Annotated in this window: 21 protein-coding genes; 12 read left to right on the plus strand and 9 right to left on the minus strand. The window is 63.0% G+C overall.

The features are described 5' to 3' along the window. Positions 1-35 precede the first annotated feature (35 nt). Complete coding sequence (locus AAGS40_RS02540) at positions 36-563, plus strand: PilX N-terminal domain-containing pilus assembly protein (protein ID WP_345812979.1); 528 nt, start codon at positions 36-38, stop codon at positions 561-563. Positions 564-577: 14 nt separating this feature from the next. Then, positions 578-1015: a type IV pilin protein gene (locus AAGS40_RS02545; RefSeq protein ID WP_345814215.1), complete on the plus strand. Its 438-nt coding sequence runs from the start codon at positions 578-580 to the stop codon at positions 1013-1015. 46 nt (positions 1016-1061) lie between these two features. Here AAGS40_RS02545 and AAGS40_RS02550 read toward each other — a convergent pair whose 3' ends face one another. The 3 genes from AAGS40_RS02550 to AAGS40_RS02560 all read right to left on the minus strand — a co-directional run bounded on the left by AAGS40_RS02550 (position 1062) and on the right by AAGS40_RS02560 (position 2514). Next, the gene (locus AAGS40_RS02550) at positions 1062-1547 is read right to left on the minus strand and encodes a DUF3318 domain-containing protein (RefSeq protein WP_345812980.1); all 486 of its coding nucleotides are present in this window, start codon (positions 1545-1547) and stop codon (positions 1062-1064) included. 139 nt (positions 1548-1686) lie between these two features. Continuing rightward, the gene (locus tag AAGS40_RS02555; RefSeq protein ID WP_345812982.1) at positions 1687-2073 is read right to left on the minus strand and encodes a phage holin family protein; all 387 of its coding nucleotides are present in this window, start codon (positions 2071-2073) and stop codon (positions 1687-1689) included. A 138-nt stretch (positions 2074-2211) separates the two neighbouring features. Next, the gene (locus tag AAGS40_RS02560; protein ID WP_345812984.1) at positions 2212-2514 is read right to left on the minus strand and encodes a DUF883 family protein; all 303 of its coding nucleotides are present in this window, start codon (positions 2512-2514) and stop codon (positions 2212-2214) included. A 342-nt stretch (positions 2515-2856) separates the two neighbouring features. Between AAGS40_RS02560 and AAGS40_RS02565 the strand changes: the two genes are divergently transcribed. Further along, complete coding sequence (locus AAGS40_RS02565) at positions 2857-3495, plus strand: peroxiredoxin (protein WP_345812986.1); 639 nt, start codon at positions 2857-2859, stop codon at positions 3493-3495. Positions 3496-3613: 118 nt separating this feature from the next. Here AAGS40_RS02565 and AAGS40_RS02570 read toward each other — a convergent pair whose 3' ends face one another. Continuing rightward, positions 3614-4804, minus strand: coding sequence for an acyl-CoA dehydrogenase (locus tag AAGS40_RS02570; RefSeq protein WP_345812988.1), 1191 nt, complete (start codon positions 4802-4804; stop codon positions 3614-3616). A gap of 105 nt (positions 4805-4909) precedes the next feature. Between AAGS40_RS02570 and AAGS40_RS02575 the strand changes: the two genes are divergently transcribed. Then, entirely contained in the window at positions 4910-5695 is a 786-nt protein-coding gene (locus AAGS40_RS02575) for an IclR family transcriptional regulator (RefSeq protein WP_345812990.1), read from the plus strand. Between the two features lie 112 nt (positions 5696-5807). Here AAGS40_RS02575 and AAGS40_RS02580 read toward each other — a convergent pair whose 3' ends face one another. Then, the gene (locus tag AAGS40_RS02580) at positions 5808-6641 is read right to left on the minus strand and encodes a diguanylate phosphodiesterase (RefSeq protein ID WP_345814216.1); all 834 of its coding nucleotides are present in this window, start codon (positions 6639-6641) and stop codon (positions 5808-5810) included. Positions 6642-6939: 298 nt separating this feature from the next. Here AAGS40_RS02580 and AAGS40_RS02585 point away from each other — a divergent pair, with 298 nt between their 5' ends. The 3 genes from AAGS40_RS02585 (at position 6940) to fahA (ending at position 11012) form a co-directional block, all read left to right on the plus strand. Then, a complete protein-coding gene (locus AAGS40_RS02585; RefSeq protein ID WP_345812992.1) occupies positions 6940-8304 on the plus strand; it encodes an MFS transporter in 1365 nt (454 codons plus the stop codon). 66 nt (positions 8305-8370) lie between these two features. After that, positions 8371-9717 carry a homogentisate 1,2-dioxygenase gene (gene hmgA, locus AAGS40_RS02590; RefSeq protein ID WP_345812994.1) on the plus strand — a complete coding sequence of 449 codons (1347 nt, stop codon included), beginning with the start codon at positions 8371-8373 and terminating at the stop codon, positions 9715-9717. Continuing rightward, on the plus strand, positions 9714-11012 hold the full coding sequence (gene fahA / locus AAGS40_RS02595) for a fumarylacetoacetase (RefSeq protein ID WP_345812995.1): 1299 nt from the start codon (positions 9714-9716) through the stop codon (positions 11010-11012). Before hmgA ends, fahA begins: the two co-directional genes overlap by 4 nt. A gap of 7 nt (positions 11013-11019) precedes the next feature. On the opposite strand, the gene AAGS40_RS02600 is transcribed toward fahA, so the two are convergent. The 3 genes from AAGS40_RS02600 to AAGS40_RS02610 all read right to left on the minus strand — a co-directional run bounded on the left by AAGS40_RS02600 (position 11020) and on the right by AAGS40_RS02610 (position 14449). Further along, positions 11020-12192 (minus strand): MFS transporter, encoded by a 1173-nt coding sequence (locus tag AAGS40_RS02600; protein WP_345812996.1) that lies wholly within the window; start codon positions 12190-12192, stop codon positions 11020-11022. 67 nt (positions 12193-12259) lie between these two features. Then, the gene (locus AAGS40_RS02605; protein ID WP_345812997.1) at positions 12260-13417 is read right to left on the minus strand and encodes an MFS transporter; all 1158 of its coding nucleotides are present in this window, start codon (positions 13415-13417) and stop codon (positions 12260-12262) included. A 228-nt stretch (positions 13418-13645) separates the two neighbouring features. Further along, complete coding sequence (locus AAGS40_RS02610; protein WP_345812998.1) at positions 13646-14449, minus strand: crotonase/enoyl-CoA hydratase family protein; 804 nt, start codon at positions 14447-14449, stop codon at positions 13646-13648. Between the two features lie 88 nt (positions 14450-14537). On the opposite strand from AAGS40_RS02610, the gene AAGS40_RS02615 reads away from it, so the two are divergent. Then, positions 14538-15155, plus strand: a complete 618-nt coding sequence (locus AAGS40_RS02615; protein WP_345812999.1) for a hypothetical protein — start codon at positions 14538-14540, stop codon at positions 15153-15155. Here the strand turns inward: AAGS40_RS02615 and AAGS40_RS02620 are convergent. After that, positions 15146-16150 (minus strand): 2-hydroxyacid dehydrogenase, encoded by a 1005-nt coding sequence (locus AAGS40_RS02620; RefSeq protein WP_345813000.1) that lies wholly within the window; start codon positions 16148-16150, stop codon positions 15146-15148. The two genes, AAGS40_RS02615 and AAGS40_RS02620, sit on opposite strands and share 10 nt — an antisense overlap. Before the next feature lie 534 nt (positions 16151-16684). Here AAGS40_RS02620 and aspT (AAGS40_RS02625) point away from each other — a divergent pair. The 4 genes from aspT (AAGS40_RS02625) (at position 16685) to AAGS40_RS02640 (ending at position 23390) form a co-directional block, all read left to right on the plus strand. Further along, positions 16685-18367, plus strand: coding sequence for an aspartate-alanine antiporter (gene aspT / locus AAGS40_RS02625; protein WP_345813001.1), 1683 nt, complete (start codon positions 16685-16687; stop codon positions 18365-18367). Positions 18368-18525: 158 nt separating this feature from the next. Next, complete coding sequence (gene aspT / locus AAGS40_RS02630) at positions 18526-20208, plus strand: aspartate-alanine antiporter (protein WP_345813002.1); 1683 nt, start codon at positions 18526-18528, stop codon at positions 20206-20208. Between the two features lie 95 nt (positions 20209-20303). Then, entirely contained in the window at positions 20304-21968 is a 1665-nt protein-coding gene (locus AAGS40_RS02635) for a bifunctional aspartate transaminase/aspartate 4-decarboxylase (RefSeq protein ID WP_345813003.1), read from the plus strand. A 186-nt stretch (positions 21969-22154) separates the two neighbouring features. Next, positions 22155-23390 carry an aminotransferase class V-fold PLP-dependent enzyme gene (locus AAGS40_RS02640; RefSeq protein WP_345813004.1) on the plus strand — a complete coding sequence of 412 codons (1236 nt, stop codon included), beginning with the start codon at positions 22155-22157 and terminating at the stop codon, positions 23388-23390. The last annotated feature ends 56 nt before the right edge of the window (positions 23391-23446 follow it).

Below are 23446 nucleotides of genomic sequence, written 5' to 3' on the forward strand. Positions count from 1 at the left end.
GGTCAGGCTTGCAATTGCATTCTTGCGTGAGCCGCATGAGCAATGTCGACCGCAGCGGTTACACAGTCTGCGTCAACCAGCGCGGTGTGGTCTTGCCCATTGTTCTGCTGATCTCGGCGATGATCCTGACGAGTTTTGCGGCGTGGTTTGAAACGTCGCTTGCATCGGCGCGCGGCGCCATGAACGTGCGCGACTATCTCCAGGCATTTCACGCGGCCGATTCCGCGCTCACCCTGTGCGCTCGTACGACGCTAGCGACTGCCGCCGGGGCAACCGATCCGCTGCCCGTTACGGTCGGCGAGCCGACGCAATGGAAAGCCAAAGGCAGTTTTGAGACCAACGCTGTCCAGCCCGTCGCGCAGTGGCCCGGATCGTTACGCGCGCCGCAATGTCTCGTCGAACCCTGGCGTCTGCCGTCCCGGCCCGACGCGCGCGCATTTCTGCTGACGGCGCGCGGCTACGGTCGCAGCAAAGAGTCTCAGGTGTGGCTGCAACTGGAACTGGTGATCGCGGGTGAGACGGTCGAGCGCCATTGGCGTCGCGTCGTGGCGCGGCCATTCTGACAGGAGGATTCGTGATCAGGACTGCGACCAAGGGCTTCACACTGCTCGAACTGGTGATTACGCTGGCGATTATCGCTACGCTTGCCGTTTTTGCCGTGCCCGCGTATCGAAGCCATGTAGCAAGAACGCATCGTATCGACGCCGCCGCCGCGCTTTACCGCGCAGCGCAATTCGTCGAGCAGGCGGCCAGCAGCGCCGTGTCGGCGCTGCCGCCCGGCATGGACCAGGCACCGCAATTCGGTGCGCCTATTTACCTTTTGCGTGTGCTTCCGGCGAATGATACGAACGGCGGCTATTCGATCGAGGCGGCGCCGTCGGAAGCGGGTCCCGCGCGCGACGACGTCTGTGGAATCTTTACGCTCGACGCCACCGGGCAGCGAGGCAATCGCAACAGCAATACGGGTGCGAATGCGATCGCACCGTCGAGCGGCGAGTGCTGGAACACGAACTAGGCGTCGACGCGCGACGCGCACAACCCGCACGACGTGCGCAGCGCTCTCAGCCCGCGCTATCGAACGGCCCGGAGGCGGACTGCGGTGCAGTCGCGGAATCGTTCTTCATCTGTTGCCAGATTCGAAACGCTTCCCAACCGGCAAGCGCGAGACCGCCCCATTTGAGTGCCGGTTTTGCACCTGCGGCGACGGTCGCGCGCAGTGGTTTGGCGAGCACCATCGAAACAAAGGAACTGATCAACGGGTATTGCTTGAGCAGTACACCTAGGTTTCCCGCGTTGAGCAAACTTCCCATCGACCCACCGCCGCGGCCTGACCGCACCCGCGTAAAGCCGGGAACGATAAGTTTGAGCCAGCTAAAGTGGGTGACGGCTTGCCGCAAGTCGAGCGTCGCCTGGGCGAGTTCCATTCGCTCAACATCCGCGCGCACTAGCAGCAACTCCTTGCGCAACGCCCGCAGATGCGGCGCGCTGAGATCTTTGGCCGGATGGCGCTTGTTGCGAAAAGCAGTATCGGAATGGTTTTGGCTCATGGCGTGTCGGCGGCAGTGATAATCGGGCGGTGATGCAACGCTGCTAGCTGCGAGCTTGTGGAATCAGCACGCGGCAATAACCTTTGAACCGCGTACAACGCAACCGGATCGCGCGATTGCGCCCGCGAGGTTCAGTGCGTCATGGCTTACGAAATATGTCGCGGTCTTTCTCGAACTCGGCGATCGTCGCTTCGAAGACCATCGGACCATTGCGCAAGCCGCTGCGCGCTTTGAGCGCGCACGCTATGCCTGCTATTGCATAAATCGCGGTAATCCCGGCGAGCGCCTGCCACCGGTACGTGTCCCAGAAGGCAATGGCGATCAGCGCGGTCAGCGCGATCAGCGCCATGGTGGCAAGCATCATGGCGGCGAGACCAAGGAACAGTACGCCCAGCAGACGATCCTTTTCCTCGGCGAGTTCAATGCCGACCAGCTCGAGCCGTGTCTGCAGAATGGCAAACACGGAACCGAAAATACGGCGTAACGGACTATGTTCTCCGCGCTGCGATTGTGTGTCGATCGTCATAACTGTGGGCTGTGCGCGTGAAAGCCTGCCGGCGCGACAATGACATGCGCGCCAAGAGAAGCGGGCCGGCCTGACACGCGCCGGTCAGCTCGAATCACTAGCGTGCCGGACGCAAAAGCGCCCGGCACGCATTCAGTGTTACTTGCGGTTGATCAACAACCCAAGCAGCACGCCGGCGCCCGCGGCGACGCCGATGGATGCCCACGGATGCTCATGCACGTAGTCGTCGGTCGCGCGTGCGGCCTTCTTGCCTTTTTCGACGACCACGACCTGCACGTCGGCCGCCTTTTCCCTTGCTTGTTTCAGCCGCGTCAGCGCCGTTTCGCGCAGTTCGGAAGCACGCTCGCCAGTGGCGCTCGCGGCCTGTTTCAACAGATCTTCAGCGTCTGCGAGGACGGTTTTAATATCCGACATTAGTCTCTCCTTGTTGACTTCCGACATTGACAGCTCCCCTTCGTATCACGCCACGCGAGAATCGTAACCAAAGAAACGGTTCGTGGCGAGGCTATGGCCGGTGGGTTCAAACGAACGCACGAACCGTTCCTGGTTGAAGCTCTTCTAAAAAATGCGTTGCCCGCTGCACATGTCAGGCAAAGTTTGCTTACGATGGAGTTGATCTGTCCCGCAAAGTTTCCACTAAATCGGTGGAAATTACAAAAACGCATAAAGTAGTGACGCGATGTTTGTTCGCGGTGGTTCCGTGCTCCCGTATGCTTTATCGTTGCTTGGGCGCGGCGGGCGAACGTCCGCTTCGAATGTCCGAATATCTTAAGGAGATGCATCATGAGTCTACGTCTTGGCGATATCGCGCCGGACTTCGAGCAGGAGTCGAGTGTCGGCCGTATCAAGTTCCATGAATGGCTGGGCGATAGTTGGGGTGTGCTGTTCTCGCATCCCGCCGACTTCACGCCGGTCTGCACGACCGAGCTCGGCCTGACCGCGAAGCTCGCCGACGAATTCGAAAAGCGTAATGTGAAGACGATTGCGTTATCGGTGGACAGCGCCGAGTCGCACAAGGAATGGATCAAGGACATCAACGAAACGCAGGCGGCCAATGTCGGCTTCCCGATTCTCGCTGACGGCGACCGCAAGGTGGCTGAGCTCTACGACATGATCCACCCGAACGCGAACGAAACGCTGACCGTCCGCTCGCTCTTCGTGATCGATCCGAAGAAGAAGGTGCGCCTGATCATCACCTATCCCGCCAGTACCGGCCGTAATTTCGACGAAGTGTTGCGCGTGATCGATTCGCTGCAACTGACTGACAGCCACTCCGTAGCCACGCCGGGCAACTGGAAGCAGGGCGATGACGTGGTGATCGTGCCATCGCTGAAGGACGAGGAAGTGATCAGGCAGAAATTCCCGAAGGGCTATAAGGCGCTGCGTCCGTATCTGCGTATGACGCCGCAGCCGAACAAGTAAGCAGCGAAGTTGCCGCGCGTGCAGGCGCGGCGCATGGCAAAAGGCCGGTCCATATTGAACCGGCCTTTGTTTTTTTAAGCACGCCAGGCAAACCAACGCGCGTGATGCGATCAGCGGGTCAGAAAAATGCCTGAATGCCTGTTTGCGCGCGTCCGAGAATCAGCGCGTGGATATCGTGCGTGCCTTCGTACGTGTTCACCACCTCCAGATTGACCAGATGGCGCGCGATCCCGAATTCGTCTGAAATACCGTTGCCGCCGAGCATGTCGCGCGCGAGCCGGGCAATGTCCAGCGCTTTGCCGCAGGAGTTGCGCTTCATGATCGACGTGATTTCGACCGCCGCCGTGCCTTCGTCCTTCATGCGGCCAAGGCGCAGCACTCCCTGGAGCCCAAGCGTGATCTCGGTCTGCATGTCGGCGAGCTTTTTCTGGATCAGCTGGTTCGCGGCGAGCGGCCGGCCGAACTGCTTACGGTCGAGCACGTACTGACGCGCCGTGTGCCAGCACGACTCCGCCGCGCCGAGCGCGCCCCACGCAATGCCGTAACGCGCGGAGTTCAGGCAGGTGAATGGACCACGCAAGCCGCTGACTTCCGGGAAACGGTTCTCTTCCGGTACGAACACTTCGTCGAGCACGATCTCGCCGGTGATCGACGCGCGCAGGCCCACCTTGCTGTGAATGGTCGGCGCCGACAGCCCCTTCCAGCCCTTTTCGAGAATGAAGCCGCGGATCGCGTCTTTGCCGTCTTCCTCCAGCTTCGCCCACACGACGAACACGTCAGCGATAGGCGAGTTCGTGATCCACATTTTCGAGCCGGACAGCGAGTAGCCGCCGTCCACTTTTTTCGCGCGCGTGACCATGCTGCCCGGATCCGAACCGTGATTCGGCTCGGTAAGACCGAAGCAGCCGATCCACTCGCCGCTTGCGAGTTTCGGCAGGTACTTCTGCTTCTGCGTCTCCGATCCGAACGCATGGATCGGCACCATGACCAGCGACGATTGCACCGACATCATCGACCGGTAGCCGGAATCCACCCGCTCCACCTCACGCGCGATCAATCCGTACGCCACGTAGTTCAGACCCGGTCCGCCGTATTGCTCCGGAATCGTGGGGCCGAGCAGACCGAGTTCGCCCATCTCGCGGAAGATTTCGATGTCGGTCTTTTCGTGACGGAACGCTTCGAGTACGCGCGGTTGCAGCTTGTCCTGCGCGTAGGCCGCGGCGGCGTCGCGCACCATGCGTTCGTCTTCGGTGAGCTGCTGATCCAGCAGCAGCGGGTCTTCCCAGTGAAACTGCGCGGCCTCGGCCATGACGTATCTCCTGAATCCTTTGCTTGACTGAAACTATCCGGTACTTGACGCGTGTTCCGCTATGCGAAACAATGTTTTGCAAACCACGACCGAGTGTATCACCACATGTCGCCTCTATCCACTCTGCCCGAACCGCTCGACGACCGTAAATTCGTCGTCGCGCTCGCACGCGGGCTCGACCTGCTGCGCGCATTCAAACCGGGCGACACGATGCTGGGCAACCGCGATTTCGTCGAGCGCACCGGCTTGCCGAAGGCGACGGTCAACCGGCTTGCGTACACGCTCACCGTGCTTGGCTATCTGAGGCTCGACGAAACACTCGGCAAATATGCGCTCGATGCCGGCGTGCTGTCGCTCGGTTTTGCGCTGCTCTCGGGCACGGATACGCTCGAACTCGCGCGCCCGCACATGCGCACGTTCGCGCGCGAAGTGGGCGCGGCCGTGTCGTTGGGTTGTCGCGATGGGCTCGACATGATTTATCTTGAGACGATTCGCAGCGAAACCGCGCTAACGCTCGGGCTCGCGTCCGGGTCGAAACTGTCAATGCTGACGAGTTCAATGGGCCGTGCTTATCTTGCGGTGCAGCCGCCGGACGCGCGCGCGGCGCTCCTCGCCGAGCTGAAGAAAGCAGCGGGCAAGGAAGGCTCAGCGTTGGTCGCCGAAGCCGAAGCGGAAATCGCCGCTTTCGAGCGGCAGCGCTGCTGCTATTCGTTCCGCGCGTGGCATGACGACGTCAACGCGGTCGCGGTGCCGTTGCGCGAGCCGCGCGAGGGGCGCTGGCTGGTGCTGAGTTGCAGCGGGCCGGCGTCGTCGATGGATGAAGCGGTGTTCCGGGAGAGTGTGGCGCCAAGGCTGAAGGCGCTGGCACGGCGCCTTGGCGATACCGGCTGATAGAAAAACGGGCGGAGCGAATGGCGGCAAGTAAGTGCAGGCGGTAGCGGATCGTCGGCGAAACCGGACCCACGTCAGTCCAGCGAACTGCAAACCCGCGCTTCGACCCGTTTCACTCTGCCCGGTCGTGGTAGTAAGCATTGAAGAGCGGCCCCTGCACGAACCGCACGTCGTACTGCTGAAGCGCCACGAATTGCGGCTCATCCATCACGCGATTGAAGATCAGCGGGGTGCGCAGGCGGCTCGCATAGCCCACCAACGGTTTCACCATCGCATCACGTAACGCCGTGGTCGCATCCATTTTGATGAAGTCGAGCCGGGCGGTCTCCGACACGGACAGAATCTGGCCTGCGTTGGACAGATTGCCCGCCACCTTGAAGCCGTAGTGCTGGTAGCTCTTGGTCAGATAGCCAAGAAAAGTCTTATGCGCGACCGCCGCCGGCGGCAGTTCGATGACCACCCGCGACGGGTTCAGCCCGAACGACACCAGCACCGTCGAAAAATGCCGTCCGTGGTCATACTTCACGCTCTTGAGCAACCGCTCGTGCACACGCAGAAAGAGCAACCCATGCCGCTGTGCGCCAAAAAAGTTGATCGCATGCAGCGCGCGTGACATGCGGTCGAGCGCGACCAGCTCCTGATCGTCCGCGATACGTTCGAACGGATCGAGCGCCTCGAAAGGCGCACCGTCCACGCGATGCGTGACCGCCTGAAAGCCGAGTTCGTCGCCGAAACGGTCTACACCTTCAGCCCCCGAAGAGAGGGACTGCGCGAGCGCGTGCACGCTGATATCGAAGATCGGCTCGTAGGCGCTCGCCAGTTCCAGCCCGGCGAAATGCGCCAGCGCAACCTCGCCATGCTCGCCCGTTCCCTTTTCCAGATATTTGCCAAGGAACGGGTGCGCGGCGGCGCGAGCAATCAGGTCGGGGACGGTCGGCGGAATCATGTTGGTATGAAGGGCGATCAATGCGCGCTCGGCGCCGGCAACGCGACACGTTTGCCGCACCCACTGATGGTAGCAGCCCATACCACGGTCACATGAACAAAATGGTCATAACGTTATCGGCCGAACGCTTGTGGGCAGGGGTTACCGGCGTTTTTCCGTACCCGCCAGGGTATACGTTAATTTCACCATACGTAATTCGTTTTACTATACGTAAATCTTAAAAAGCGGAACGGGCGGCCGCCTGGCCGGAAGCGAAGCCGCCGTGCAGACAATCCATTCAGCAAGAGAGAGACGACCCATGAGCACCCACCAGGCCGGAATGCCGGCCAATGTGATTGAAGTCGAGCGCGTGCTCGCCGACACGCACCGCCCGGCATTCCAGTTGTTGCTGCTCGCGCTGTGCGCGCTCTGCCTCGTCATCGACGGCTTCGACGCACAGGCCATGGGCTACGTCGCGCCGAGCGTGATCGGCGAATGGCATGTACCGAAGGCCGCACTCGGGCCGGTGTTCAGTGCGAGCCTCTTTGGCATGCTGCTCGGCGCGCTTGGCCTGTCGGTGCTGGCCGACCGTGTCGGACGCCGTCCGGTGCTGATCGGCGCCACGTTCTTCTTCGCGCTCTCCATGCTGGCCACGCCGTTCGTCTCGACGATCCCCGCATTGATCGCGTTGCGCTTCATCACGGGTCTGGGTCTCGGCTGCATCATGCCGAACGCCATGGCGCTGGTCGGCGAGTTTTCGACGCCCGCGCACCGCGTCAAGCGCATGATGCTGGTGTCGTGCGGTTTTACGCTCGGCGCGGCGCTCGGCGGCTTCGTCAGCGCGGCGCTGATTCCGGCTTATGGCTGGCGCGCGGTCTTCTGGGTCGGCGGAACGGTGCCGTTGCTGCTGGCGTTCGCCATGCTCGCAGTGCTGCCGGAGTCGTTGCAATTCCTCGTGCTCAAAGGGCACAGCGAGCGCGCGCTGCGCTGGCTCAAGACATTCGACCCGGCGCTGCGTATCGACGCGAAAACTCGGGTGGTCGTGCAGGAAAAGGGCAACGGCGGGGCGCCGGTCGCCGAGCTGTTCCGCTCGGGTCGTGGTCCCGTTACGCTGATCCTGTGGGCGATCAGCTTCATGAATCTGATTGACCTGTACTTCCTGTCGAACTGGCTGCCTACCGTGATGCGCGACGCGGGCTACTCGCCGGGCACGGCGGTGATCGTCGGCACCGTTCTGCAGACGGGTGGCGTGGTCGGCACGTTGCTGCTCGGCTGGTTCATCGAACGCTTTGGCTTCGTGCGCGTACTCTTCGTGTGTTTCGCGGGCGCCGCGCTGGCGGTCGGCACGATCGGTACGGTCGCGCACGCGCTGCCGTGGCTGTTGATCGTGGTGTTCGCAGGCGGCTTCTGCGTAGTCGGCGGACAACCGGCCGTCAACGCGCTGGCCGGCCACTTCTATCCGACCACGCTGCGCTCGACAGGCATCGGCTGGAGCTTGGGCATCGGGCGGATCGGCTCGGTGATCGGACCGCTGGTCGGCGGACAACTGATCGCGCTGAACTGGTCGAACGTGTCGCTTTTTCATGCGGCCGCCGTGCCGGTGATGTGTTCGGCGCTGCTGGTTATCGCGCTGGCCGGCGCGATGCGCCAACGCCGCCGCCCGTCGGCCCCGCGCACGGCATAGGGAACGCGGCGCCCGCTGGACTTGGCGGGCTGACTGAACAGAACGAGTATCAACGGAGAACCTTGCATGGATACGCCAACACGTATGCCGAATACCGCCGGCTCACGGCTCGAAATCGAGCCGGGCTACCAGTCGGGTTTCGCGAACGAATTCGCGACCGAAGCATTGCCAGGCGCGCTGCCCGAGGGCCGCAATTCGCCGCAGCGCGCACCATACGGCCTGTACGCGGAGCAGCTTTCCGGCACGGCGTTCACCGCGCCGCGCGGGCATAACCGGCGGTCCTGGCTGTATCGCATTCGTCCCGCGGCGGTCCACATGCCGTTCACGCAACTGCCGTCGGATCGACTCGTCGCCAATTTCGCGGAGGTGCCGCCTACACCGCCCAATCAGTTGCGCTGGGACGCACTGCCCATACCCACGGAACCGACCGATTTTGTCGACGGCTGGGTGACGATGGCGGGCAACGGCTCGGCGGAATCCATGAGCGGTTGCGCGATTCATCTGTACTGCGCGAATGAGTCGATGAAGGACCGCTTCTTCTACAGCGCCGACGGCGAATTGCTGATCGTCCCGCAGGAAGGCCGTTTGCACATCGCGACCGAGCTGGGCGTGCTTGACGTCGCGCCGTTCGAGATCGCCGTGATCCCGCGCGGCGTGCGATTTGCCGTGACCTTGCCGGACGGCCACGCGCGCGGCTACATCTGCGAGAACTTCGGCGCGCTGCTGCGGCTGCCGGATCTTGGGCCGATCGGCTCGAACGGTCTCGCGAATCCGCGTGACTTTCTCACGCCGCATGCCGCGTATGAAGACCGCGAGGGCGATTTCGAGCTCGTCGCGAAAATGAACGGCAATTTGTGGCGCGCGGACATTGGCCACTCGCCGCTCGACGTGGTGGCGTGGCACGGCAACTACGCGCCGTACAAATACGATCTGCGCCGCTTCAACACAATCGGCTCGATCAGCTTCGACCACCCGGACCCGTCGATCTTCCTCGTGCTGCAGTCCCAAAGCGACACGCCGGGCGTGGATACGATCGACTTCGTGATTTTTCCGCCGCGCTGGCTCGCGGCCGAAAATACATTCCGGCCGCCGTGGTTCCATCGCAATGTGGCGAGCGAATTCATGGGCCTCGTGCATGGCGTGTATGACGCCAAGGCGGAGGGCTTCGTGCCGGGCGGCGCGAGCCTGCACAACTGCATGTCGGGTCATGGCCCGGACGCCGATACGTTCGAGAAAGCCTCGCATAGCGACACGTCCACGCCGAAGAAGGTCGGCGATACGATGGCGTTCATGTTCGAAACCCGCACGCTGATCAAGCCGACGCGTTTCGCGCTCGAAACCGCGCAGTTGCAGGCGCATTACTTCGAGTGCTGGCAAGGACTCACCAAACATTTCAATCCGGAGCAACGATGAGCGCATTGAGCGATCTTCAGGCGACGCTCGATCCGTCGCGCAGAAGCTGGGTCGAATCGGCGAACCATTCGACGAACGACTTCTCGATCCAGAATCTGCCTTTTGGCATCTTCAGCGACGCGCGCAATTCCGCGCGCCGAGCGGGCGTCGCGATTGGCGACGAGATCGTCGATCTGGACGCGCTGCAGGCGGCGGGTCTTCTTTCCGTCGCGCAGGAACGCGTGTTCGCGCACGACACGTTGAACGATTTCATCGCGCTTGGCCGCGACGCATGGCGCAGCGTGCGTATCCAGCTCAGCGATTTGCTGGCGCGCGACACCGCGACCTTGCGCGACGACGCTGCGTTGCGTTCCGCAGTGCTCGTGCGTCAGGCCGATGCGCAATTGCACCTGCCGCTGCAGATTCCCGGCTACAGCGATTTCTATTCGTCGAAGGAGCATGCGACGAACGTGGGCTCGATGTTTCGCGATCCGAAGAACGCGTTGTTGCCTAACTGGTTGGAGATGCCGATCGCTTACAACGGACGTGCGTCGTCGGTGGTGGTGAGCGGCACACCGGTACGTCGCCCGAATGGGCAGTTGAAGCTGCCGGATCAGGAGCGCCCCGTGTTCGGCGCGTGCCGCAAGCTGGACATCGAACTGGAGACAGGGTTCGTCATTGGCAGCGGCAACGCGCTGGGCGAGCCGATCGCCTGTGAAGACGCCGAAGCGCATATCTTCGGCATGGTGCTACTGAACGACTGGAGCGCGCGCGACATCCAGCAATGGGAATACGTGCCGCTCGGGCCGTTCAACGCGAAGACGTTCGCAACCACGATCTCGCCGTGGATCGTCACGCTCGACGCGCTCGAACCGTTTCGCGTCGCGCAGCCGGTTCAGGACCCTCAGCCGCTCGCGTATCTGCGTCACGAAGGCAGGCATGCGTTCGACATCTCGCTGGAGGTGAAGCTGCGCCCGCAGTCGGCCAGCGAGGCGAGCACCATCACGCGAACCAACTTCAGGCACATGTACTGGACGATGGCCCAGCAACTCGCGCATCACACGGTATCGGGATGCAACACACGTGTCGGCGACCTGGTGGGCTCGGGCACGATTAGCGGCCCGACCGCAGACTCGTTCGGCAGCCTGCTCGAACTGACGTGGAACGGCAAGAATCCGCTGGCGTTGAAAGAGGGCGGCACACGCAGTTTCATCGAGGACGGCGACGAGTTGACGCTCGCCGGCTGGTGTCAGGGCGACGGCTATCGTGTCGGCTTTGGCCCGTGTGTCGGCGAGATCCAGCCTGCGTTGAAGTAAGAGTGAGCTAGCGGCGAAGCCGCCGAACGGCGAGCACGGTGGCACGCCGCTTTTCCCACCCCACGGCAGCGAGGAATGCGAGCGCGGCCAGCAACAGCACGCCAACCATCGCATCGTTACCGACCGCCTTCATCAAGGCACCCGCGACCAGTGGACCGCCGAAGCTCGCCGCGCTCCACGAAGCGCCCACCAGCGAACTCGCGGACACCAGCGCGACACCGCGAAAGCGCTCGCCGCACGCCACGAGCGACAGCGTGTAAATCGCGCCGGCCGCCGCGCCAAGCCCATAGAGCAGCGGCCAGCACGACCACGGCGACGTCACGGCCCAAGGCAGAAACGGCAGCAACACGACGACGATCACGCCACAGCCGATATGCACGCGTTCGCGGCCGAGCCGATCGGCGAGCCAGCCGATCGGAAACTGCATCGTGGTGTCACCGAGCAGCAGAGCCGACGCGAACAGCACGGCCACCTCGCTCGAAATGCCATGCGACATCGCGAAAAGCGGCAGCAAAGACAGCGCGATCGTGTCGAACAACGCGAAGAAGCCGGTGCCGATCACGAGCGCGGGCATTTGCGGCAGTACGTGGCGCCAGCCTCCGTGCTCATCATGGTCTTCTTCGGAAGCATGCTGCGCCGTGCGGATCTGCGCGAGCATCGGCAACGCCAGCAGAAAAATCGCGCCGCAGATCATGAAGCGCCAATGCGGAAAATCGGCGATCTGACTGACCAGCACGGGGCCGGCCATCTGGAACAGCGTGAAGTTCGTCGCATAAATCGCAATGACGCGGCCGCGCGTGGCGTCGTCGGCGAGCTGGTTGACCCATGCTTCACCAATCGTGAAAAGCAGCATGAGCGCCGCGCCGCACAGCACGCGCAGCACGGCCCACAACCACAGGTTCGACGTGAACTGCATCGACGCGGTAGCCAACGCCACCGCCAGAACCGCACCGATAATCACCTGCCGGCCGCCGAAGCGGGCCGCAATCCATCCGGCCAGCGGTACGACGACGAGTCCGCCGCCCGCCTGCGCGGCGGTCAGGAGGCCAACCACGTCGGTGCCGTAGCCGGCTTGCGTGAGTGCGAGGGCAGTGAGGGGAAGCGTCGCGCCGCTGCCGAGCCCGACCACGGCGACGCTGAGAATCAGAGCGAGGAAATCGCGTGTGAAGATGACTTTCATCGGCCGGGATGCTACTACGGCCGTGCGTCATTCGCACCCTCCGCGTTGATGCGGTGCGGCAGCGCGTTCAGCCCGCGACGGGCATGCGGCGGTCGATCGACACCGACCACAACGTCAGCACCAGTGCGCCAATCGAGGTCGCCACGCCGACCCACGGCAGCGACGTGAGCGGGACATTCGCGCCGATCGCGATGCCGCCGAGCCACGCACCCGTCGCATTGCCGAGATTGAAGGCGCCCTGGTTCAGCGTGGAAGCCAGATTCGGCGCATGACTCGCGCGGTCGACGATCAGCATTTGCAGCGGCGGCACGACCGCGAAGGCGAGGATGCCCCAGACGAAGATCGTGATCATCGCGGGGATTTCGGCGTGCATGGTGCCCGCAAAGATCGCGAGAATGACGACGATCGCCAGCAGGAATGCGACGAGCGAAGGCATCAGCCGCCAGTCGGCGAGCTTGCCACCGAGCGTGCTGCCCACCGTCAGCCCGAGGCCGAACAGCAGCAGGACGAAGGTGACCGCGTGAGGCGTGAAGCCGGTCACGTCTTCGAGAATCGGCGTGATGTAGGTGAAGGTGGAAAAAAGGCTCGCCGACGCGAGCACGCTGATGCCGAGCACCATCAGCACCTGTGGATTTTTCAGCACGCTGAATTCGTGGATGAGGCTTGCCTTGTGCATCTCGATCTTCGCCGGCAGGCACGCCGCGAGCGCGGCCGCCGCCAGGATGCCGATGCCGGTCACGGCCCAGAACGTGGCGCGCCAGCCCACCGCCTGGCCGAGCGCCGTGCCGAGCGGCACGCCGAGCACGTTGGCGAGCGTCAGACCGGTGAACATCAACGCGATGGCTTGCGCGCGACGATTCGGCTCGACCAGCCCGGCTGCCACCACGGACCCGATGCCGAAAAATGCGCCATGACAGAACGCCGTGACGATGCGCGCGGCCATCAGCACCGCATAACCGGGCGCGATCGCGCATAACAGGTTGCCCACGATGAACACGCCGATCAGGCTCATCAGCGCTTTTTTGCGCGGCATGTTGGCCACCGCGATGGCGACGATCGGCGCGCCGATCGTCACGCCGAGCGCATACGCGGACACCAGCATGCCGGCAGCCGGAATCGACACGGACAGATCGCGCGCGACATCAGGCAGCAGCCCCATGATCACGAATTCAGTGGTGCCGATTCCAAACGCGGCAATGGCAAGAGCGAGCAGGGGTAGAGGCATGGCGACGGAGCAGATCGACGCGGCGGAAAGCGTCGCGCGGCAGGCGGCGCGTTTTCGGGTCGATAACGCATGCGCCTCAAGGGACAAACAGTAGGGGATTCTACCTAAGACAATTCAGGTTTGCTGAGCGTCAAAAGCGCCGTTGTGTTCGAGTGAAATGGTGTTGAAGCTCGTGCCGGTCGCGAGCACACTAGCTTCTATTGATAGCCGTGGAGGCGCGGAGCCCGGCTAGATCGCTTGGCCATGCCGGCCGGCGCCGCCGGTAAACCGTGCGGCGCCCGCCACCCCCTCGGCGAACACCGCCTCGTAGCCGCCGGCGCCTTCGCGTCTGAGTGCTTCGGCGAGATCGTCGCGCAGGCTGTTCTCGAGCGCGGAGCGCCGGTCGGCCAGCAGCGCGGCCTGTGGAAACGCTGCCAGTTCGGCCGCCAGCTGCTCGGCGGACGCGCGTGCGGTGCCGGTTGGCACGACACGGTTGGCGAGTCCGAACGCAAGTGCTTCCTGGGCGCTCACCGCGCGGCCGGTGAGGATCAGATCGAGCGCGCGCGACAAACCAATGAGACGCGGCAACCGGATCGTGCCGCCGTCGATCAGCGGAATTCCCACGCGCCGGCAGAACACGCCGAGCACCGCGTCCTCTTCGACCACGCGCAGGTCGCAAAGCGCCGCGAGTTCGAGACCGCCGGCGACCGCATAGCCAGCGACGGCCGCGATCACCGGTTTGCTGAATGTCATGCGCGTGGGTCCCATTGGACCGGGGCCGCGGCCGTCCGCATGCAGTTCATTGCGGCGGGTGTCGTCGGCGAGTGCGCTCAGGTCCGCTCCGGCGCAAAAGTTGCTGCCTGCGCCGAAGAGCACCGCGACGCGCCACGCCGGTTCTGCTTCGAAACGGACAAAGGCGGCGCTGAGCGCGTCGGCAGTCGGACGGTCGACCGCATTGCGCCGTTCGGGCCGCTCAAGAACGATGGTGGCGACGCCGTTATCCTCGTTAAATTCGATGCGTACATGATCGTTCATATTTTGCGTGGTTATCATTGTCGTCTCCTGGGGAGTTCAGCATTCGCGGTCGTGATGCGGATGTCTGTGCGGTGTACATGCGTAGCAATTAATAGCGTGGCTTGACATGCTTCTTACACAATCGGCTCGTAGCTTTAGCGCTCTCCTGACACGCTGGCGGTTCGCCGCCGGTATATCGAGCCTGCCTTTGCCCTTGACTCCATCATCGTCGGCCGCCGCGCCGGCCAGTGCCGAGACGGTGTGGCTCGTGCCCCTGCATGAGCATCCGTGGTACGACCATGTCCGCCTGAAACGTGTGTTCGTCGCTGACGGCACGCGCCACCAGGTCGTGCTGGTCGACGCGCGCAAACTGCTTGCCTGCGCCGATCGCGACAACACCGATTACGTGCTGCGACCCGTTGCCGAATGGCATTCCGGCAAAGTGCGCGGCATCCGCGAATTTCTGGACCCGGAGAATTCACGCGTGCCGCAAATGCCATACGTGACGATCTGCACGCGTCGCGCAACCGGGCTGCTCGGCTGGTTGGGGCTGGAGCGCGAAGGCGTGGTGGCGTTTCGCAACGGCCAGCATCGTGCGCGTTATCTGGCGGACGCCGGCGCGCGCTGGTTCCCGGTCGAAGTGCACGAACGCGAAGCGGCCCTGCTGCGTGAAATGTGCGGCGCCGCGGACGACGCCCGCACGGCAATCCGGGCTACCACGTTCACTAGCGACGGTCACGCCTGATCCAGCGCCCGCACCACGTTGCGCGGCGTTCCCGCCTGCCAGGCCGCGACGTTGTCGAGCGTGGTCCGGGCGATCTCCGCCATTGCCTCGCGCGTGAAGAACGCCTGATGCGCGGTGACGATCACGTTCGGAAACATCAGCAGACGCGCAAGCACGTCGTCCTGTAACGGCAGGTTCGAGTGGTCTTCGAAGAAGAGGCCGCTTTCCTCTTCATACACGTCGAGCCCGAGATGGCCGAGCTGGCCGTCTTTCAGCGCACCAATCAAGGCATTGCTCTCGACGAGCCCGCCGCGGCCCGTGTTGATCAGCATGGCGCCGCGTTTCATGCGGGCGAGCGCCGCGCCGTCGATCAGATGGTAAGTCTGCGGCACCAGCGGACAATGCAGGCTGACCACGTCCGATTCCGCAAGCAGCGTGTCGAGCGGCACGTAGCGCGCGCCGAGCGCGAGCAGGTCGGCAGCGGGGGTGCCGGGGTCGTAGGCGAGCACCTGCATGCCAAAGCCCGCCATGATGCGGCCAAATACGCGCCCGATCATTCCCGTGCCGATCACACCGACGGTCTTGCCGTGCAGGTCGAAGCCGAGCAGCCCATTCAGCGAGAAATCCCCTTCGCGCGTGCGGGCGACCGCGCGCGGAAGACGCCGGTTCAGCGCCAGAATCAGACCGACCGCATGCTCTGCGACCGCATGGGGCGAGTAGGCCGGCACGCGGGCGACAGTGATGCCGAGGCGTTCCGCCGCAGCGAGGTCCACGTGGTTAAAGCCCGCCGAGCGCAACGCGATTAACCGTGTGCCGCCCGCGTGAAGCCGTTCGAGCGTGGCGGCCTCCACGTTGTCGTTGACGAATGGACAGACCACTTCATAGCCTTGCGCGAGAACGGCCGTCTCGCTGTCGAGATGCGATTCCTGGAAATGCAGCGCGAAGCCGTAGCCGGCGTTGGCCTCGGTGAACGTGTCGGTGTCGTACGGTCGGGTGCTGAACAGGATCATGCGCATGACTGGCTCCGTAGGCATGGGCCCGGGCGCGAATAATCGAGACGCATGGCGCACGGACAGATCAGTATAGGAAAAGCATCCGGTAATGCATGCATTGTCTTCGTGTTCGGGTTGCCTTGCCGCAAATAAATCCGGCGATTTTCAAAGATCTTTTTTGCGCTGGCTCTCGCTGTAACAGAAATCATATTGACAGCTGTGAAGAACTGCCATATTTATAAAAAGCAGTCCGAAAAAAGCATGTTCAACATGCGTTCAGTACGGCCATCAGCAAAGCAATCTTCTCTAGACGTGACGCAACTTCGCGAGGAAAGAGTGACTGTCGAGCTACCGCACGAGCATTCTCGCAGCGCCGCCGCATCGCGGCCTCTCATTGATGAGCTGCCCGTCATCTCACTGCCATAAAAGCATTGGCATCCGTTTCCATGCGGAAGCGGCATGTCTTTGCATTGCGCAACAGAGCGCATTTTTATTTTGCAGTTTTAACTGGAAGTTTTTTGATCTTCTGCTAATGATCCCGTTAATTGGCGAGCCGACATGATCAGTGAATTGCTGAGGTCTCAACCGGAGATCGCGCTGTTTGCAAGCCTTGCTATCGGCTATTTCATTGGTTCGTTTCGCGTCGGACCGATCCAGCTTGGCGGCGTGTGCGGCACGTTGATCGTGGCCTTGCTGCTAGGGCAGACCGGCGCGCGGCTTGCACCGGATCTGAAAAACATCGCATTTGCGTTGTTCATCTTTGCGCTCGGGTTCACCGGCGGCCCGCAGTTCTTTGCGAATATCGGGCGCGGCTGGCGGTACGGCTTGCTGTCCGTCGTGGAGATCGTGTCCGTGCTCGCGCTCATCATGCTTGCGGTTACCGTGATGCGGCTCGACGCGGGTACGGCCGCCGGCCTGCTGGCGGGCGCGGCGACCGAGTCGGCAGTGATCGGTACGGCTTCCGAAGCAATCGGCAAGCTCGGCCTGCGCGACGCCGAAACATTGCGCCTGCAGGCGAACATCGTGACCGCTTACAGCGTCAGCTACCTGTTTGGCCTCATCACTATCGTGCTGTTTACAAGCCAGTTCGCTCCGTTGCTGCTGCGCGTTAATCTGCGTGACGAAGCCGAGCGCGTGTGGCGCAAGCTCGGCGGCGACGGCGCGTTCGGTGAAGGGCAGCAGGCGGCTGCGCCGGCCATCGTCGGCCGTGCGTTCAAGGTGGGCGCGGCCGCCGGCGCGACCATCCAGACGCTGGAACAGCAACAGGGCTTCAACCTCACCATCGAACGCGTGATGAGAGACGGCGCAGCGTTACCGGTCGAGCCGCACCTCGCGCTCGCGGCCGGCGACGTGATTCTGGTCGCCGGCCGGCGCGACGCGGTGGTGGCTTTGTCGTCGAGTCTCGGCGACGAAGTGGACGGCGCGGTCTTCGGTCAACTCTTCGCGGAAAAGATCGAAGTCGTGCTGACCCGCCGCGAAGCGGAGGGTCTGACGGTTGCGCAGGTACGCGAGCGGGCTGACCCGGCCGAAGGTCGCGGCGTGTACATCGCGGCTGTCACGCGGCTGGACACCACGGTGCCCGCGCTGCCCGGCACCGAACTGAATCGCGGTGACGTGCTGACGCTGGTTGGCGCAAAGGCCGATGTCGAGCGCGGCGCACAGCGGCTCGGCTATGTGCTGCCGCCGACCCAGAAAACCGACTTTGTCTACCTAGGCCTCGGCGTGCTCGTCGGCATGGCGATTGGCCATCTCGGCGGGCGCGTCGGCGGCGTGTCGGTCGCGCTCGGCACGGGCGGCGGCTGCCTGCTCTCGGGTCTGCTGTTCGGCTGGATCCGCTCGCGCCATCCGCTGATCGGCTCGCTGCCTTCGGCCGCCGCGCAGGTCCTCAAGGATTTTGGCCTTGCCACTTTCATCGCGGCCGTGGGTTTGTCGGCGGGACCGGACGCAATCAGGCTCGTGCGTGAATACGGTCTCGCTTTGCCCGTCGCCGGGATTCTGATGGTGCTCGTGCCGGGCCTGCTGTCGCTGTGGATCGGCCGCATGTTTCTCAAGCTCGACGCGCCCATGCTGCTTGGCGCAATTGCCGGTCAGCAGTGCAGCACGCCCGCGATCAGCGCGCTGGTGGGGGTGACCGGCAATTCGACGCCGGTAATCGGCTACACGATCACTTACGCGCTCTCGAACATTCTTTTGCCGCTGATGGGACCGGTCGTAGTCGGTCTCGCCGGAAAGATCGGCTAGGCGGCGGACGGGCCGCACGCCGACCGTGGCGCGCGGCCGGGTGCATGCGGGCGCCACGCTTCAAGCATGCGCAAGCGGCGACACCCTGCTTCAGGCTTCCACAGTAAGCCAGTGCGGCAACCCGTATCAAGCATCGCCAACTATTCAGTGAGGGCACGATGGACTGGCTACATGACATTTTTCACAAATCCCCCGAGATCGCATTATTCCTGTCTCTGGCGGTCGGTTACTTCATCGGGCAGATCAACTTCGGCAAGTTTCAACTGGGCGGCGTGGGCGGATCGCTGCTCGCTGCGGTCGTGATCAGCCAGGCGGGCGTGACGATCGACAACGGTGTGAAGGCGGTGATGTTCGCCGTGTTCATCTACGCCGTGGGCTACGACTCCGGGCCGGGCTTCTTCAATTCGCTGAATCGCAAGACGCTGCGTGAGATTGCGATGGCGATCTTTCTGGCCGTCTCCGCGCTGATTACCGTAGTGGTGTGCGCGAAAATCTTCCACCTGAACAAGGGCCTCGCGGCCGGGCTCGCGGGCGGCGCGCTCACGCAGTCGGCCATTATCGGCACTGCGGGCGATGCTATCGCGCGGCTCGGTCTGCCCGCCGACCAGGTGAAGTCGCTGCAGTCGGACGTGGCGATCGCCTACGCCGTGACCTACGTGTTCGGCTCGCTCGGCGCGATCATCGTTTGCGTCAACATTCTGCCCAAGTTCATGGGGCAAACCTTGCGCGACGCGGCGGCCGAGGCGGAGCGCGAGTTGGCTGCCGGTGCGCCCGCGCGCGCGGCGGGTCAGATTCCGGCGCTGCCGGAACTGGTGGGGCGCGCGTACATGATCGACGTGAGCGCCGGCAAGACGGTAAAAGCCGTCGAGACACAGCATAAGGACATGCTGACGATCGAGCGCATCAAACGCGAAGGCCAGTCAGTCGATCCCGCGCCCGACCTCGTGCTGAAGAATGGCGACGTCGTGCTGGTCGTGGGTCGCCGCGAGGCGATAGTCGAGTTTGGCGCGAACGGCAGCGAAGTGGCCAACGTCGGCGACATCGGCGTCGTCATGCAAACGCGCGACGGCGTGTTCACGCGCAAAGGCATGAACCATACGACGATCGCCGCCGCGCGCGAAGTCGTGGATCGCGACATGCGCCACGGCGTGTTTCTGCAGAACGTCACGCGCGCCGGCAGGCCGCTGCCGGTGCTGCCGGAAACCGAACTGGAACACGGCGACGTCATCACGTTCTATGGTTCGCCGAAAGATACCAAGCGCGCCGTCGACGCGGCCGGCTATGAGTTGCCGTACAGCATCAAGACCGACTTCATCTACATGGGCGTGGGGCTCGTGCTTGGTCTGCTGGTCGGCCTGATCGTCATCAACGTTGCCGGCATTCCGCTCACGCTCGGCTCGGGCGGCGGCTGTCTGCTGGCCGGTCTCGTGTTCGGCTGGATGCGCGGCAAGCATCCGATGTACGGGGTGATGCCGCCCGCGGCGTCGCGGCTCCTGCAGGACTTCGGGCTCGCGGCATTCGTTGCGGTGGTGGGACTCAATTCGGGGCTGCAGGCCGTGGTCACGGTCAGGCAGCTCGGCGTCACGATCTTCCTGCTCGGCGTGTTCGTCACGCTGTTTCCGTTGCTGCTCACCATGCTGTTCGGCCGCTATGTGCTCAAGTACAACAACGCGGCGATTCTGGCCGGCGCGCTGTCGGGCTCACGGAGCGCCAATCCGGCATTCGGCGGCGTGCTCGACAAGGCGGAAAGCGCCGTGCCGACCGTGCCGTTCGCGATCACCTATGCAATCGCCAACGTCGCGCTGACCCTGCTCGGCCCGCTCGTGGTCGGCCTCGTCTAGCCCACGTAAGTGGTTCCGGCTGCTTTCACGCTTGCGGGTGTCGCACTGCATGGATCCCACGCCGGCGTCTTTCACTCATTCATGGAGAACGCATCATGGCAAAAGAGAAAACCGGCAAGAAAAATGCCGACATGGCCCAGCCTGGACTGTCCGCGCTCAGTCCATTCGAACTCAAGGATGAACTTATCAAGGCAGCCGGTGGCGCCGCCGTGGAGCGTCCCGCCAACGTGTCGATGCTCAATGCCGGCCGCGGCAACCCGAATTTTCTCGCGACGATCCCGCGCCACGGCTTCTGGCAACTCGGTCTTTTTGCGATGCGCGAATCGGAGCGTTCGTTCGCGTATATGCCCGAAGGGCTCGGCGGCTTTCCGAGGCGCGACGGACTGGAGGAGCGCTTCGATCTGTTTCTGCGCGAGAACAAGGGCGTGCCCGGCATCGACTTTCTGCGCGGCGCGGTGTCGTATGTGCGGGACCAGCTGGGACTCTCGTCCGGCGACTTTCTCTATGAAATGTGCGAAGGCATTCTGGCGTCGAACTACCCGGTGCCCGACCGGATGCTTAAGTTATCCGAATTGATCGTCGGTCAGTATCTGCGCAAGGAGATGATTGGCGACCATCCGTTCGTCGGCGAATTCGACATCTTCGCGGTGGAAGGCGGCACAGCGGCGATGACCTATATCTTCAACACGATGCGCGAGAATCGCCTCATCAAGGCAGGGGACACGATCGCGCTCGGCATGCCGATCTTTACGCCTTACATCGAGATTCCGCGGCTGAACGATTATCAGCTGAACGTGGTGAATCTGGAGGCCGATGTCGAGAACGGCTGGCAGTATTCAGAGAAGGAACTGGACAAGCTGCGCGATCCGAAGGTGAAAGCCTTCTTCCTCGTGAACCCGAGCAATCCGCCGTCGGTCAAGATCAGCGACGAGAGCCTCCGGTACATTGCCGGCATCGTCAAGGAAAGGCCTGACCTGATCCTGTTGACCGACGACGTGTACGGCACGTTCGCCGACGATTTCGTCTCCCTGTTCGCGCTCGCACCGAAGAACACGATCCTCGTTTATTCGTACTCGAAGTATTTTGGCGCGACGGGCTGGCGTCTGGGTACGATCGCCACGCATCGCGACAATGTGCTCGACCAGCTGATCGCCGATCTGCCCAAAGACGTGAAAAGAGAGTTGCACGAGCGTTACGAGTCGATCACGACCGAGCCGGACAAACTGAAATTCATCGACCGGCTGGTGGCGGATAGCCGTACCGTGGCGCTGAATCACACGGCAGGTCTGTCAACGCCGCAGCAGGTGCAGATGGTGCTGTTCTCCCTGTTCTCGCTGATGGACACGCCGGACGCGTACAAGAACGCGCTCAAGCGTCTGATCCGCAAGCGCAAACAGGCGTTGTACGAAGAGGTCGGCATCTCGTTCAAGGACGACGATCCGAACAAGGTCGACTACTACACGATTCTCGACATTGAATTTCTCGGCGAGCGGATGTTCGGGCGCGAGTTCGTCGAATGGCTGCTGAAGAATACCGAACCGTCCGAACTGCTGTTCCGCCTTGCGCGCGAAGCGCGTGTGGTGCTGCTGCCAGGACGGGGGTTCGGCACTCAGCATCCTTCGGGACGTGTGTCGCTTGCCAATCTGAACGAGTCGGACTACCGGCAGATTGGGCGCTCCATTCGCAAGCTGATCGAGGAGTATGTCGAGCGCTTCAATGCGTCGACGGGAAAAAAGCTCGATAAGACGAAAGTGAAATAACACGCGACGCACGCTTGTTGGTGCGCTAGCAGCCGATGCGGTCAAGCGCGCATATAAAGCAGGAAGTACTGCCAAAAAACTTGCGCAATCCCGCCGAACGGTGAATGATCGAATGCATGGCCTCGCCAGTGTCACTCGCTGGCGAGGCCGCTTTTTCCTATGCGTTCCGACATTCACGTATTCATCATGCCGACTTCATCATTCACTCAGGTTTCGTCCGTCGTGCCCTGTCCGGTTGTCGAATCGCTCGACGCCATTCTTCCCGAAGAACCGTTGCTGATGATGGGCGCCGGCCCCGTGCCGATTCCCGCGGCCGTGGCCAAGGCCAATACGATCGTGATCAATCACCTCGGCGGCGCGATGGTGAAGGTGATCGGCCAGGTGAAGACGATGGCGCGCTACGTGTTCCAGACGAATTCGAAGTGGGTGCTCGGCGTGGCGGGGCCGGGCTCGGCCGCAATGGAAATGGCGATTTCCAATCTCGCGTGGGAAGGCACGCGCGTACTCAGCATCCGCAACGGCTTCTTCAGCGGACGGATGGCGGAAATGGGGCGGCGCGTCGGCGCGCGCGTGAGCACGCTGGACGTCGACGACCGCTCGGTGGCGAGCCTCGACCAGGTAGCCGACGCGATCCGGCGTGAGCGCCCGGAGATCGTCACGGTAGTGCAGGGTGAGACGTCGAATACGATCTGGAATCACCATCTGAAAGGCATCGCCGCGCTTGCGAAGGCAGCGGGCGCGCTCGTGATCGTCGACGCCGTTTGCACGCTGAGCACCATGCCGCTCGAAATGGACGCATGGGGTATCGACGCCGTGATCACGGGTGGTCAGAAGGGGTTGTCGTCGATTCCTGGCGTCTCGCTGATCGCGTTTTCTGACGCCGCCTGGGCTCGCGTGAAAGCACGGACCGCGCCGAATGCGCACTGGTGTCTGGACGCGTCGCTCGCGGAAAATTTCTGGCACAACGCGGGATATCACTACACGGCGCCGGTGTCGGGCGTGCTCGCGCTACACGAAGCATTGCGGCTCGTCTGCGCGGAGACGCTCGAAAAACGCTTTGCACGGCACCTGAAGTGTTCGCTCGCGCTACAGGAAGGCATCAAGGCGCTCGGGCTCAAACTGTACGCGCCCGAGGCGTGCCGGCTCAATTCCGTGGTCGGCATCGAGGTGCCGGCGGGCCTGAGCCCGGCCGATATTTGCGGGCATATCTCGCGGCATCATCAGGTGGAGATATCCGGGTCGTTCGGGCTGCCCATCGTACGCATCGGGCAGATGGGCGAACAATGCCGCGAGCACAATCTCTTCAGGACGCTGCATGCGCTCGGCAGGACAATGGTGGGTCTCGGCGTGCCGATGGATCTGCCGGCCGGCGTCGCGGCATTGGAAAAATCGTTGTCGGGAAGCGTGCGGGCGGCGGCGTAATCACGCATGCGGCGTTGCCGGCTCGCCACTGCGTGCGAGCCCTCGCGGCGCCGCTT

This window comes from Paraburkholderia sp. PREW-6R, assembly GCF_039621805.1.
Lineage (GTDB): Bacteria > Pseudomonadota > Gammaproteobacteria > Burkholderiales > Burkholderiaceae > Paraburkholderia.

Coding starts and splice junctions, on each gene's coding strand:
- AAGS40_RS02565 (WP_345812986.1), top strand. CDS start 2,857: ATGAGTCTACGTCTTGGCGATATCGCGCCGGACTTCGAGCAGGAGTCG.
- AAGS40_RS02560 (WP_345812984.1), bottom strand. CDS start 2,514: ATGTCGGAAGTCAACAAGGAGAGACTAATGTCGGATATTAAAACCGTC.
- fahA (WP_345812995.1), top strand. CDS start 9,714: ATGAGCGCATTGAGCGATCTTCAGGCGACGCTCGATCCGTCGCGCAGA.
- AAGS40_RS02540 (WP_345812979.1), top strand. CDS start 36: ATGAGCAATGTCGACCGCAGCGGTTACACAGTCTGCGTCAACCAGCGC.
- AAGS40_RS02600 (WP_345812996.1), bottom strand. CDS start 12,192: ATGAAAGTCATCTTCACACGCGATTTCCTCGCTCTGATTCTCAGCGTC.
- AAGS40_RS02635 (WP_345813003.1), top strand. CDS start 20,304: ATGGCAAAAGAGAAAACCGGCAAGAAAAATGCCGACATGGCCCAGCCT.
- AAGS40_RS02615 (WP_345812999.1), top strand. CDS start 14,538: ATGCTTCTTACACAATCGGCTCGTAGCTTTAGCGCTCTCCTGACACGC.
- AAGS40_RS02585 (WP_345812992.1), top strand. CDS start 6,940: ATGAGCACCCACCAGGCCGGAATGCCGGCCAATGTGATTGAAGTCGAG.
- aspT (WP_345813001.1), top strand. CDS start 16,685: ATGATCAGTGAATTGCTGAGGTCTCAACCGGAGATCGCGCTGTTTGCA.
- AAGS40_RS02575 (WP_345812990.1), top strand. CDS start 4,910: ATGTCGCCTCTATCCACTCTGCCCGAACCGCTCGACGACCGTAAATTC.
- aspT (WP_345813002.1), top strand. CDS start 18,526: ATGGACTGGCTACATGACATTTTTCACAAATCCCCCGAGATCGCATTA.
- AAGS40_RS02550 (WP_345812980.1), bottom strand. CDS start 1,547: ATGAGCCAAAACCATTCCGATACTGCTTTTCGCAACAAGCGCCATCCG.
- AAGS40_RS02620 (WP_345813000.1), bottom strand. CDS start 16,150: ATGCGCATGATCCTGTTCAGCACCCGACCGTACGACACCGACACGTTC.
- AAGS40_RS02580 (WP_345814216.1), bottom strand. CDS start 6,641: ATGATTCCGCCGACCGTCCCCGACCTGATTGCTCGCGCCGCCGCGCAC.
- AAGS40_RS02610 (WP_345812998.1), bottom strand. CDS start 14,449: ATGATAACCACGCAAAATATGAACGATCATGTACGCATCGAATTTAAC.
- AAGS40_RS02640 (WP_345813004.1), top strand. CDS start 22,155: ATGCCGACTTCATCATTCACTCAGGTTTCGTCCGTCGTGCCCTGTCCG.
- hmgA (WP_345812994.1), top strand. CDS start 8,371: ATGGATACGCCAACACGTATGCCGAATACCGCCGGCTCACGGCTCGAA.
- AAGS40_RS02605 (WP_345812997.1), bottom strand. CDS start 13,417: ATGCCTCTACCCCTGCTCGCTCTTGCCATTGCCGCGTTTGGAATCGGC.
- AAGS40_RS02555 (WP_345812982.1), bottom strand. CDS start 2,073: ATGACGATCGACACACAATCGCAGCGCGGAGAACATAGTCCGTTACGC.
- AAGS40_RS02570 (WP_345812988.1), bottom strand. CDS start 4,804: ATGGCCGAGGCCGCGCAGTTTCACTGGGAAGACCCGCTGCTGCTGGAT.